Annotated in this window: 10 protein-coding genes and 2 tRNA genes; 6 read left to right on the forward strand and 6 right to left on the reverse strand. The window is 68.8% G+C overall.

Going from position 1 to position 11641, the window contains the following annotated elements; all coding sequences use genetic code 11:
- Nucleotides 1–281 precede the first annotated feature (281 nt).
- Together RWP81_RS08825 and RWP81_RS16315 are read left to right on the forward strand one after the other, a co-directional pair.
- Nucleotides 282–665: a hypothetical protein gene (locus RWP81_RS08825; RefSeq protein ID WP_314454986.1), complete on the forward strand. Its 384-nt coding sequence runs from the start codon at nucleotides 282–284 to the stop codon at nucleotides 663–665.
- Nucleotides 666–1053: 388 nt separating this feature from the next.
- Nucleotides 1054–2688 carry a recombinase family protein gene (locus tag RWP81_RS16315; protein ID WP_399540567.1) on the forward strand — a complete coding sequence of 545 codons (1635 nt, stop codon included), beginning with the start codon at nucleotides 1054–1056 and terminating at the stop codon, nucleotides 2686–2688.
- On the opposite strand, the gene RWP81_RS08835 is transcribed toward RWP81_RS16315, so the two are convergent.
- The 4 genes from RWP81_RS08835 to RWP81_RS08850 form a co-directional block, all read right to left on the reverse strand.
- Nucleotides 2645–2721, reverse strand: a tRNA-Met gene (locus tag RWP81_RS08835). The two genes, RWP81_RS16315 and RWP81_RS08835, sit on opposite strands and share 44 nt — an antisense overlap.
- Before the next feature lie 34 nt (nucleotides 2722–2755).
- Nucleotides 2756–2827, reverse strand: a tRNA-Thr gene (locus tag RWP81_RS08840).
- 65 nt (nucleotides 2828–2892) lie between these two features.
- Nucleotides 2893–4233, reverse strand: coding sequence for a peptidoglycan DD-metalloendopeptidase family protein (locus RWP81_RS08845; protein WP_314454990.1), 1341 nt, complete (start codon nucleotides 4231–4233; stop codon nucleotides 2893–2895).
- Between the two features lie 251 nt (nucleotides 4234–4484).
- Nucleotides 4485–5282, reverse strand: a complete 798-nt coding sequence (locus tag RWP81_RS08850; RefSeq protein ID WP_314454993.1) for an inositol monophosphatase family protein — start codon at nucleotides 5280–5282, stop codon at nucleotides 4485–4487.
- Between the two features lie 62 nt (nucleotides 5283–5344).
- On the opposite strand from RWP81_RS08850, the gene RWP81_RS08855 reads away from it, so the two are divergent.
- The 3 genes from RWP81_RS08855 (at nucleotide 5345) to RWP81_RS08865 (ending at nucleotide 8927) form a co-directional block, all read left to right on the forward strand.
- Nucleotides 5345–6928: an NAD(P)/FAD-dependent oxidoreductase gene (locus tag RWP81_RS08855; RefSeq protein ID WP_314454995.1), complete on the forward strand. Its 1584-nt coding sequence runs from the start codon at nucleotides 5345–5347 to the stop codon at nucleotides 6926–6928.
- Between the two features lie 159 nt (nucleotides 6929–7087).
- The gene (locus tag RWP81_RS08860) at nucleotides 7088–8572 is read left to right on the forward strand and encodes a DUF222 domain-containing protein (RefSeq protein ID WP_314454998.1); all 1485 of its coding nucleotides are present in this window, start codon (nucleotides 7088–7090) and stop codon (nucleotides 8570–8572) included.
- A gap of 124 nt (nucleotides 8573–8696) precedes the next feature.
- Nucleotides 8697–8927, forward strand: a complete 231-nt coding sequence (locus RWP81_RS08865; RefSeq protein ID WP_314455001.1) for a hypothetical protein — start codon at nucleotides 8697–8699, stop codon at nucleotides 8925–8927.
- A gap of 67 nt (nucleotides 8928–8994) precedes the next feature.
- Here the strand turns inward: RWP81_RS08865 and RWP81_RS08870 are convergent, their stop codons facing one another.
- Nucleotides 8995–10446, reverse strand: a complete 1452-nt coding sequence (locus tag RWP81_RS08870; protein WP_314455005.1) for a PLP-dependent aminotransferase family protein — start codon at nucleotides 10444–10446, stop codon at nucleotides 8995–8997.
- Between the two features lie 81 nt (nucleotides 10447–10527).
- Here RWP81_RS08870 and RWP81_RS08875 point away from each other — a divergent pair, with 81 nt between their 5' ends.
- The gene (locus tag RWP81_RS08875; protein WP_314455008.1) at nucleotides 10528–11337 is read left to right on the forward strand and encodes a pyridoxamine 5'-phosphate oxidase family protein; all 810 of its coding nucleotides are present in this window, start codon (nucleotides 10528–10530) and stop codon (nucleotides 11335–11337) included.
- A 102-nt stretch (nucleotides 11338–11439) separates the two neighbouring features.
- On the opposite strand, the gene RWP81_RS08880 is transcribed toward RWP81_RS08875, so the two are convergent.
- A partial coding sequence (locus tag RWP81_RS08880; protein WP_314455011.1) for a hypothetical protein occupies nucleotides 11440–11641 on the reverse strand: 202 nt, incomplete at its 5' end.

Below are 11641 nucleotides of genomic sequence, written 5' to 3' on the forward strand. Positions count from 1 at the left end.
GAAGCAAGTCATGACCGTGCAGGGGATCCCCGACGACCACCTCGTCTGGAACGACCCGGCGATCGACCAGCGAATCTTTGACACCTACGACACTGTCCGCCTGGACGGCTGGTGGCACGTCTTCTACAAGTAGCTCGCCCCACACACTTCGCCCCGCCGCGGTCCGCGCGGGGCGGCACCGGCTCCACCTCCAGGTGGGGAAACACAACCAAACAGACCGGAGACGTTCTCAGACGGAAGGGGAACGGCTTCGGGTGCTTCAGCCGAAAGGAGGCGCACCAATGCACATCAGATCAATCTACGAAGAGCACTACCTCGGAGAGACCTACCGGACAGGGGTCGCCTACCTGAGGGCCCGCACCGAGAAAGACGACCGGGCACCCCGCCGCGTCGGCGACTACTCGATTACAAGGCAACGAGAGTTCATCGCCAAAGCCGCCAGAGCCGAGCGCGTGATCATCATCGCCGAGTACATCGAGTACGGCGACGAACCGGGCTACCAACCCGCCTTCCTCCAAGCGATGGCCTTCATCTCGGAAACCCAGGTCCCCGACCTCTTCGTCGCCAGCGATGAGTACCTGACCTGGCGGTGCCATGAAGTCGACTCGTTCATGGACTACCTCAGAACGAGTCACGTCCAACTCATCACCGCAGTCGCGATCTAGAAGCACACCAACACCGTCACACCGTGGGGCCAGACGCGCAGCCAGCCGCCCGGCCCCACGGCCACCCCTGTCAATCCAGCCAAACATATGCGGCGCGAGTTTTCCCCAGGTCAACGATGCGAAAAGCGCAACAACCCACGTCCTCAAACGTCTCGACTTAAGAGGGGAAGAGAGCGTTAATCAGAAGGCTGGGTCCGTCCACGAAGACCGGACCCGACCTCGAAAGGAGGCACCTATGACCAACACCACCGACTCACAACCCGCGAAACGACGAACATCCTTCGCCGGATGGGAGCAACTCCTCGGCCTCGACGGCACCACGCCCGCGAACGCCGTCGAGTCCGGCGGACAAGCCGTCCTATACCTACGCGTATCGACGCAGCGGCAAATGCACACCGCCGCCGACATCGACGCCGACGGTAACTCCATCGCCACCCAGCGCGAGCTCTGCGCCAAACGATGCAAACGACTGAAGGCACCGATCGCAGAGACATTCGTCGAGCCGGGAAACTCGGCCCAGTCAATCGCCAAACGCCCCGTCTTCCGCGAACTCCTCAGCTACGTCGAGGAACACCCGGAAGTGGGCTACGTCGTCATCTACATGCGCTCGCGCATCTTCCGCAACCAGGCCGACGCCGCCATCACCAAACGCATCCTCGCCGGGATGGGCGTCAAGCTCATCTCCGCCAAGGAAGAGTTCGGCGACGGATACATGGCAGACGCCATGGAAGCCATCACCGACATCATGAACGAAGTCCAAGTCCGCCAAAGCGGCGAGGACATCAAGAACAAGCTGCTGCACAAAGCCAAGAACGGCGGCACCGTCGGCCGCGCCAAACTCGGCTACCTCAACGTCCGCAAAGACTTCGACGGCCGACTCGTCAACACCATCGACGTGGATCCGGTCAGAGCACCGCTCATCCAGTGGGCATTCGAGCAGTACGCGACGGGCGAATACAGCACCATCCGACTCGCCGACGCCCTCGCCGACCAGGGCCTGACGACCCGAAAGTCGGCCAAGTGGCCAGAACGTCCGCTGTCCCGAAGCCAACTGAGCCTGATCCTTCGAGACCCGTACTACCTCGGAATGGTCACGTTCAAAGAATCGGTGTACCCCGGGCGCCATCCGGCCATCATCAGCCCCGAACTGTTCGAACGAGTACAACAGGTGATGAATGCCCGCCTCAAGCGAGGCCAACGCGACCGTGTCCACAGCCACTTCCTGCGCGGACTCATGATGTGCGGCCAGTGCCACGAGGCTGGTCGTGAGCATCGACTGATCTTCGCTCAAGCTCGAAACTCGAAGGGCGACCTCTTCGACTACTACCTGTGCCGAGGACGACAGGATGGTGTCTGCGAGCTGCCGTACCTTCGCGTCGCAGACGTCGAGCGCGCAGTGGCGTCACATTTCGGTGCCGCCGCGGTTCCCGCTGAGGCGGCCAAGGATGCTCAGACGGGTCTCGAGAACGCACTCGGACACCTCCTGGCTCGTCAACAAGATCAGCGCGCGCGACTTGCGAAGGAACTCAAGACGCTGGACACGCGGGAGGAACGACTCATCGACATTGCAGCTGACGGGGGGATTGCGTCCGACAAGTTGCGCGCCCGCCTGCGCGAGCTACAGGTCAAGAAGAACGAGGTGCGCAGTCAGATGGACACGACAGACGAGCTGCTCCGCTCAAGAACTGAGTCCGCGATGATCTATCTCGACCTCATGACGAAGCCGGACGGCTTGTTCCTGTCGGCGAACGATTCGGTCCGCCGCCTGCTCCTGACGGCGTTCTTCTCCCGTATCTGGATACTGGACGACGGGCACCAGGTCACTGCTGTGGCCGAATACCAACCGTTGGTCTCGCAACTCCGGGACGCGGTTCTGACGACCTCGAACAATAAGAAAAGCGCCGGAGAAATCTCCGACGCTTCTGCTGCTGAACCACTGACTCAATATCTTGAAGTCATTTGTTCGAGTAAGACCAATCTGGTAGCGGGAGCGGGGCTTGAACCCGCGACCTCACGATTATGAGTCGTGCGCTCTCACCAACTGAGCTACCCCGCCGCACGGCATCCACGATGCAGAAGTGAACGCCTTGAGCCCCGAGTCAGGATTGAACTGACGACCCCTTCCTTACCATGGAAGTGCTCTACCACTGAGCTATCGGGGCGTACCCGGATCGCTCCGGGCAACTTGAAGAGGTTATCAGACCGCGACACCCTCTCACCAATCGGGTCAGCCGCCGGTGTGCTGACGCAGCCACACGATCGGGTCGATCGGCGTGGTGCCGTTCTGCAGGATCTCGACGTGCGTGTGGGCACCGAACGAGCGGCCCGTGTTGCCGGTGCGGCCGAGGAACTGACCGACCTTCACGTGCTGACCCTGGGTGACCTGCAGCGAGCCGTACTGCATGTGTCCGTACCGGCTCGAGATGAGCTGACCGTCGATCTCGTGATCGATCAGAACCGTGACACCGAAGGCGCCGCCCTGCTCGGTCGCGATGCGGACGGTGCCGTCGGCGATCGCCTGGACGGGCGAGCCCTCGCCGGGCACGAAGTCCGCACCCTCGTGCATGGTGCCGTCGCGCATGCCGAAGCCGTACGTGATGGGCACACCGACCGCGAAGGGCCACTGGATGGGCGCTGTGGGGTCGTTGACGTAGAAGTTGGACGGGTTGGTGATACCCGAGTCGGCGGCCATCTGCGCGTAGGTGGTCGCGCTGTAGCCGTCGGAGCGGTCGACGACAGCCGCCTGCGCCGCGGCGGGAGCGACGTAGGCCTGGATCGCACCCTCGGATGCCGCGACGTCGCCGCCGACGGCGAGCCGGGTGGTGACGCTCTCGCTCGCGGTGACGCTGTCGGTGCCGCTCGCCGAGGCGAGGGCGCTGACCGGCATGGTCATGCCCACCGTCAGCAGACCCACGACGCCCATGACGCCGACGGAGAACGATGTGGCCGCGATGCGGCGCACGGTGCGGCGCGAGCCGGTCGTCGCCGCGGCCGGAAGGCCCTCGGCGACGGGCTGCGCGGGAGCGACCACGCGGTTCTGCTGAACGGCGGTCTCGCCGGTGAACGCGAAGAGGCGCGCGGCCGACGTGAACTCGTCGTCGACGGGGACGCCGGCGGCATCCGGGGCCTGCTCGGCGCGCGGCGCCTCGGCGGCGGGTGCATCTACGACGGGTGCATCTGCGACGGACACCGCAGCGACCGGCGACTCGGGCGTCTCGGCGCTGTCGAGGATGACCGCCTCCTGCGGGCGACGGCGCGAACGACGCGACGAGACCGGGAGGGTGATCGGGGAAGTCGGCAGCGTGACGGGCGTCGTGGCGCTATCGCTGTCGGCGCTCTGGAGGATGACGGCGACCTCGTCGGAGGAGCGCTCGTCGACGACGGTGACCTCGAGGGCGTCGGGTTCTGCGTCTGCTGAGGGCGCGGCATCCGTCTCGGGGAGCGTGGCGTCGATCGTCGCGGCGATGACCGTCTCGAGGACGGCGGCGGCCACGTTCTCGATCAGCTCGGGCTGCGCGGCGTTCTCGGCGTCGACCGGGGCCGGGTCGCTCGCACCGTGGCGACGCATCTCGGCTCGGGTCGGCCGGGTGGCGGCCTCGGGGGCAGGGGCGAGGGGACGACGGGACCGCCGGGTGGGGGCAGGCTCAGTCGGGAATGCTTCTGACGGCAACGCGCGAGGGCTCTCGTGTCGTGTCGCGCTCAGGCGACGGCTTCGGGCTGTAGGGCTTGGCCATTTCCGCAGGTTCGGGTTGCGGAAGATAACGAACTGGTAAACAGCCTACCCCCGTCATCTGAGAATGCGATGAGCGGGAGGGGGGGTCACCTCTCGAAGTCGAGCAGCGGCTCGAGCAGCGCGAAGAAGTCGGGGCCCGACGCGATCACCATGCCGTTGCCCGGGCGGCCGCCGGGCGCACCGCCGACACGCCCCCCGGCCTCTTCGACCAGCAAGGCCCCGGCCGCGTGATCCCAGGGGTGCGTTCCGCGCTCGTAATAGGCGTCGACGCGGCCGGCAGCGACGGATGCCAGGTCGAGAGAGGCCGCACCGATGCGACGCACGTCGCGCGCGATCGGCATGACGCGCGACAGCTGCGCCAGCGCCGGGCCGTGCGTCTCGGGGTTGTAGCCGAAGCCCGTCGCGACGAGCCCACCGGCCTCGCCCACTTCGCTGACCGAGAGGCGCTGGTCTCCGAGCCAAGCTCCGCCGCCGCGCGCGGCGCGGAAGAGCTCGCCCGTCACGGGGTTGAAGACGGCACCGGCGAGCGCGGTCCACGACGCGGTCTCGGCCGTGCCCTCGACGGCGGCGATGCTCACCGCCCAGGCCGGGATGCCGTACGCGTAGTTGACGGTGCCGTCGATCGGATCGACGACCCAGGTGATGCCGGTCGTGCCGGCCTCGGCGTCGGACTCCTCGCCGAAGAACCCGTCGCCCGGGCGCTCTCGAACCAGCTCCGCGCGAATGAAGGCCTCGACCTCGCGGTCGGCGGCGGTGACGATGTCGGCGGCGGCCGACTTGGTGGCCGCGACCGTGACTCCCTCGCGGCGGCGACGGAGAGCCAGCTCGCCGGCCTCTCGTGCGATTCGGGTGGCGATGTCGAGCAGATCCGCGGGGGAAGTCATGGCATCCACGCTACTGCGCCACCCCCTCCGCCGAAGTCGCGTCCGTGGATACCGTGGATAACATGACCGCCTCGGATGCTCGCCGGTACGACGTCGTCATCGTGGGAGGAGGGCACAACGCCCTCGTCGCCGCGGCCTACCTCGCCCGCGCCGGGCGTCGCGTGGTGGTGATCGAGCGGACGGATGCCGTGGGCGGCGCCGCCGTGTCGGAACGCCCGTGGCGCGGGGTCGACGCGCGGCTGTCGCGCTACTCCTACCTCGTCAGCCTGCTGCCGCAGAAGATCATCGACGATCTGGGCCTGCGCATCGAGCTGCGGCGACGCCGGTACTCCTCGTACACACCCGATCCGGTGGATCCGTCGCGCGGGATCCTCATCGACACCGAGGATGCCGAAGCCACGGCCGCGTCGTTCGTCCGCACCCTGGGGGACACCGCCGAAGCCGAGCGGTACGCCGCGTTCGGGGAGCGTCTGGCGCCCCTCGGCCGCGCGGTCTTCCCCACGATGACCGAGCCGCTGCCGACCGCCGACGAGGTGCGCGAAAGGGTCGGGGACGACGCGCTGTTCTCATCGCTGACCGAGCGTCCGCTCGGCGACCTGCTGCGTGCGTCGCTCGACAGCGACGTGGCGCGCGGCATCGCACTGACCGACGGGCTGATCGGCACGTTCGCGTCATCGGACGACCCCTCGCTCGCGCAGAACCGCTGCTTCCTGTACCACGTCATCGGCGGCGAGACCGGCCACTGGGACGTCCCCGTCGGAGGCATGGGCGCCGTCACGGCGGAACTCGAACGCACCGCGCGCGAGGCCGGCGCGCAGATCGTGACGGGCGTCGAGGTCATCTCGATCTCGCCCGACGGCGACGTGCACACCATGACCGACCGATCAGAGGTGTTCCACGGGGAGCTCGTGCTCAGCGGCGTCGGGGGCGCGGTGCTCGACCGGTTGCTCGCGGCGGGCGGATCTGCGACCACCGGTGCGCCTCAGCCCGAGGGCGCGCAGGTCAAGGTCAACATGCTGCTGTCGCGACTGCCCCGGCTGCGCGACACCTCGGTCACCCCCGAGGCCGCGTTCTCGGGCACCTTCCACGTCAACGAGACGATGACCCAGTTGGATGCCGCGCACGTGGCGGCATCCGCGGGACTCCTCCCCGAGCCGCTCCCCGTGGAGATCTACTGCCACTCGCTGACCGATCCGTCGATCCTCGGCGACGACCTGCGGGCGTCGGGAGCACAGACGTTGACGATGTTCGGGCTGCAAGTGCCGCATCGCCTCATCGACGACACCGATCCCGTCGCGGCGGGGGCACGACTGCTGGCGGCGGCTCAGGCATCGTTGGACACGGTGCTGGCCGAGCCGCTGCGTGATTGCATCCTGCGTGCGCCCGACGGGCGGCTGTGCATCGAAGCCCGTACGACGACCGACCTGGAGAAGTCGCTGAACATGGTCGGCGGCGACATCTTCCACGGCGCGCTGTCGTGGCCGTGGTTGTCTTCGCCGGCGCACTCCCCCGCGGAGCGGTGGGGCGTGGCGACACCGCACTCGCGCGTGCTGCTGTGCGGGTCGAGCGCGCAGCGGGGTGGGGCGGTCAGCGGTATCGGGGGGCAGAACGCGGCCATGGCGGCGCTGGAGATCTTGGAGCGGTAGAGCAGCGTGGGGGCTCTGTCCCGGGGGCCGGGGGCCGGGGGCCGGGGACACGGGCGGTTCGTGCGTAGTCGCGATGCCGCGGGCATGCAGGGGGTGAAGTCTCAGGGAGACGGGTGAAGTTTCACCACCGATTCGAACATAGTTTCTACACTGATGGGCATGTCCGATTCTCGCTCTCCCCGCACCGAAGGCCGCGGCAGCAACAAGCCCGACGACCTGCGTGATCTCGTCGGACTCATCCGTGCGGGCACGATTGAGCTGGCGCGCGTGCAGGCCGGGCTGGTCCGATCGCGCGCCGCTGTCATGCAGATCGCGCTCGACCAGGTCGCGCACTCCCCCTCACGAGTGTCCCGAGAGCGAGAGCTTCCCGTACGGTCCGTCGCGCTCGAAATCGGTGCCGCAACGCAGACGCACGACCTGACCGTACAGAAGGAGCTCGGCGAGGCGCACGCGCTCACGGAGAAGTTCGCCGCGACGATCGACGCCCTCGAGTCCGGGCGCATCGGCATGCGCCACGTCCAGGCGATCCTCGACACGGGAATCGTCATCGACGACGACGACACCCGCCGGGGATGGGAGCAGGTCGTCCTCACCCGCGTCGAGCGCGATTCGCCGGGCAGGGTGCGAGCGTTCGCCCGAGAGCTTGCCGAGAGCGTGCACCCCGTGGGCATGACCGCACGACACGCGCGCGCCGCTGAATCGCGAGGAGTCAGTGTTCGCGACCTGGCCGACGGCATGGCTGAGCTCAGCGTCATCCTGCCTGCGACGGTCGCGTATGGCATCCGCGATCGACTGAGACGGCAGGCGGCGGCGATTCGATCCGCGGCATCGCACCCGACGTCGGCATCGGAATCGACGAACGTGTGTGCTCCGCACGGCACGGAATCTCCCGCAGGGGGTCACGAGCGGGCGACGGATACCGGGAAGGTCATCCTGTCGGACGCCGATATCGCAGACTCGGCGGGCACCCCACACCACGCCAAGCCGGCCTCCTTCCACGACAAGCGCACTCTTGCTCGGATCGGCGCCGACGTCTGCGCCGACCTCCTGCTCACTGCCGCGCCCACTGTCGACCCGACGACCGAAACCACCTGCCCCGGCGGCCTCGGGGCGATCCGCGCTCACGTGCAGATCACTGTGCCGGTGCTCACTCTTCTCGGTCGCACCGACGTGGGCGCGTCCGTCGCTGGGCGCAGCCCCATCGATCCGGAGTCGGCACGACGCCTGGCCGCGCATGCACCCGGATGGGACCGCGTGATGTGTGATCCGATCCTCGGCACCGTGCTCGAAGTCGACCGCTACAGCCCGACCGCAGCCCAGCGGCGGTATCTCGCTGCGCGCGACCAGCACTGCCGGGCTCCCGGATGCCGCGCTCCGCTGACGCGATGCCAGATCGACCACAATCACGAAGCGCAGCACGGAGGGGCGACCACCCTCCGCAACCTCGCCCACCTGTGCACACGACATCACACGCTCAAAACCGAAACGGCTTGGACGGTCTCACAGGGCTCGGATGGCACACTCCGCTTCGAGAGTCCTCTCGGGCAGCAGGTGATCGAGTCTCCCCCGCCGCGCGTGATGTTCCTGCCGAACGACGACGGCGCGACGCGGACGGCGAACCCGCCGGCGGTGCCGCCATTCTGACGGGGTCCTCTCGGCGGCGGTCTGTTCGGAACTTCGCAGCGAACCCGGTGGTCGCGCGGACCTCGGGCCGTCGTAACACCCCGCAGACACGGAGAGGGCGGGCGCGCCCCGACACACGTCACAGATGGACGTCACGGTGCCGGCCAAAGTCATCTTCGTCGGGGGTCGATCCGGCGTACGCAAGACGACCGTCGCGGCCGAGACGTCCCGCATCTTCGCGAAGCGAGACATTCGCCGTGCCGCCATCGAAGCAGACGGGCTCGATCACGCCCACCCCGAGCCGTGGAGTGATGGCGTCGACCTTGCAGAGCAGAATCTCGCAGCGATGTGGAGCAACTATCGACGCGCTGGCTGACCGACGGCTGAGACGCCGTCCGCCGGAAGCGGGCCCCCTACCTACCTACCACCACCGTGAGTAGGCGCTAGCCCGGAGGCGATTCCGACATCGACCCCGTGGGACCACCGATACCAGCGTGCGCACCCAGAACGGTGAGCATCCCCTCGATCGCTTCCACGAGCACGACGGTCGACGGCTGGGCGTATCCGAAGACGATGCCCGCCGGAAGCGAGGTGGCAGCGCCCTCCCAGATGTACGAGGCCAGGGGCGCCACCCGGATGCCGCGCTCGGCGAGATCCGCGACGATCGCACGCTCGGCGTCCTCACCCCTCCCGGGGAGCAACGCCACCGCATGCAGGCCACCGTCCGTGGCCGCCAGGTCGACGCCCGGCACGCCCGAGAAAGCCTCGAGCAGGAGGCGGCGACGGTGGCGATACTCGCGCCGCCGCCGCGCCGTGTGCCGCGCGAGCGAACCCTCGGCGAGGTACAGCGCGAGCGCATGCTGCTGCACGAGCGAGACCGGGAGATCGAGATCGCCGCGGGCCGCGCGTATCCGCTCACCCACCTCGCCGGTCGCGACGAGCCACCCGCAACGGACTGCCGGCGTGAGGGTCTTCGACAGACTGCCGATCAAGACGACCCGCGCGGGATCGATCATGTGCAGCGGGGGAAGGGGCGCCCGGCCGTGGGGGAACTCGCTGTCGTAATCGTCCTCGATGACGACGACATCCTCGCGGTCGGCCCAGGCGAGCAGACGGGCGCGCGCCTCGGCATCCAATCGACTTCCGAGCGGGTAGTGATGGTGGGGCGTGACGATGAACGCATCGAGATCGCGCTGACGCTCGACCGCGTCGAGGTCGAGACCCGCGCCGAGACGCACGGCGACGGGGACGGCCTCGATCCCGAGCCGACGGAGGATACGGTGCACGCGCGGATACCCCGGGTTCTCGATGCCGACCCGCAACCTCGTCCGGCCGCCGCGCGGCGACATGGCGAGCAGCGCCAGAAGCATCGCGTCGCTGGTGCCGGCGGTGACGACGACGTCGGATGCCGCCACATCGAGCCCGCGCGCACGACCGAGGTACCCGGCGATCTCCGCCCTCAGGGCCGGTGCGCCCGCGGTGTCGGAGACATCCGCATCCGGATCTCCCGCCGTCGCCCGCCGCCACGCGGATCGCCACGCCGCATCGGCGAGACCCGTCGTGCCGGGCCGCCCCGGACGCAGATCGACGAGCGGCGACTCCTCCACTGCGCCGGTGCCGGCCCGCGCGCGCCGTGACGGCGAACGAGCCGTGATCTCGGCGACGACGGTCGCACCCCCCGGCCGAGAGAGCAGATACCCCTCGCCCGCGAGGATCTCGTACGCGGCGACGACGGTGCCGCGGGCGACTCCGAGATCGGCGGCGAGCGCGCGCGTCGACGGCACCGCTTCTCCCCCACCCACGCGTCCCGCGAGCACCGCCGCCCGCAGTCCGTGTGCGAGCTGCTCGTGCAGCGGCACTGTCGAGCGGCGGTCCAGGATGCCGAGGGAGATCACGCACGAAGTCTGCCACTGGTCCACGAGAACGCGCGAGAAGTGGACTACGCCATGGTCCAGCAGAACGGATGCAATCGGATCATGACCGACGTACCCGTCACCGCACAGCCCCCGACCGACCCGCCGAACGCGCAACCCCGCCACGCCGATCTCGCTCGGGCCGACCGACTCCACGGTGATCCCCCGCTCACCGACCTGCCGCGCACCGACCCGCCCCTCCCCGACCTGCCCGTCACCGCTCTCACCCGGGTCCGCCGCGGCGCCCACCACCAGCGCACGGATCGCGCCGCGCTGTACGACGTGATCGACGGCGCGCTGTCGGGAACGCTCGCCATCGTCCGCGACGACCGGCCCGTCGCCCTGCCGATCGGCATCGGGCGCGACGGCGACGACGTGCTCCTTCACGGATCGACCGGGAGCGACTTCTTCCGGCGCATCGCCGCGGGCGCCCCGGTCTGCCTGACGGTGACGCACCTGCTGGGCCTGAAGTACGCCCGATCGCTCTTCGACAGCTCGATGCGCTACCGGTGCGCCGTCGTGCACGGAGTGGCATCCGTCGTCCCCCCGGAGCAGAAGGAGGCCGCGCTCCTCACGCTGTCGGAACACCTCATGCCCGGACGGAGCGAAGACGTGCGCCCGATGACCGCGCGCGAGATCGCGGCGACCATGGTCCTGCGCCTGCCGCTCGCCGAGGCGAGCGTCAAAGACAACGCCGGCTCTCTCGTGGAGGCCGACGACGACGGTGAGGACCGCGCGGTGTGGGCGGGCATGCTGCCGCTGCGGGTCGTCGCGGGCGCGCCGGTGACCTCACCGCAGACCGACCCGAACACTCCCGTACCGGATTCGGTGCGCCGGGCCGCACGGCGCGTCGCCGCGTCGGGAACGGCCTGACCGACTCGGCGCGGCCCGGCGGAAGACGACGCCGGAACGCCGACGACGAGAACACCGACGGGCGGGGCCGCCCAAGAGGAACGGCCCCGCCTGCCGTGGCGGTCACCGTGCGACGAGCGAGGGAACCTCGTAGCGACGCGGGGTGCCGAAGCGGTGCGCTGTGATCGACACGGCCTGCTCGCGCAGGAACGGCAAGAGCTCGACGTGCCCGGCGCGCGTCACCTCGCCGGCGTAGACGGCGAGCGCGGGCGAGCCTCCGGTGACCTCGGCCACCGCGGCCGGTGAGCCGCCGAGCAGCCGGACG

The organism is uncultured Microbacterium sp., assembly GCF_963521695.1.
Taxonomy (GTDB): Bacteria; Actinomycetota; Actinomycetes; order Actinomycetales; family Microbacteriaceae; genus Microbacterium.

Excerpts from the sequence above, each read along its gene's own strand:
- RWP81_RS08825 (WP_314454986.1), top strand. The coding sequence starts at position 282 with ATGCACATCAGATCAATCTACGAAGAGCACTACCTCGGAGAGACCTAC.
- RWP81_RS16315 (WP_399540567.1), top strand. The coding sequence starts at position 1,054 with ATGCACACCGCCGCCGACATCGACGCCGACGGTAACTCCATCGCCACC.
- RWP81_RS08845 (WP_314454990.1), bottom strand. The coding sequence starts at position 4,233 with ATGCGTCGCCACGGTGCGAGCGACCCGGCCCCGGTCGACGCCGAGAAC.
- RWP81_RS08850 (WP_314454993.1), bottom strand. The coding sequence starts at position 5,282 with ATGACTTCCCCCGCGGATCTGCTCGACATCGCCACCCGAATCGCACGA.
- RWP81_RS08855 (WP_314454995.1), top strand. The coding sequence starts at position 5,345 with ATGACCGCCTCGGATGCTCGCCGGTACGACGTCGTCATCGTGGGAGGA.
- RWP81_RS08860 (WP_314454998.1), top strand. The coding sequence starts at position 7,088 with ATGTCCGATTCTCGCTCTCCCCGCACCGAAGGCCGCGGCAGCAACAAG.
- RWP81_RS08865 (WP_314455001.1), top strand. The coding sequence starts at position 8,697 with ATGGACGTCACGGTGCCGGCCAAAGTCATCTTCGTCGGGGGTCGATCC.
- RWP81_RS08875 (WP_314455008.1), top strand. The coding sequence starts at position 10,528 with ATGACCGACGTACCCGTCACCGCACAGCCCCCGACCGACCCGCCGAAC.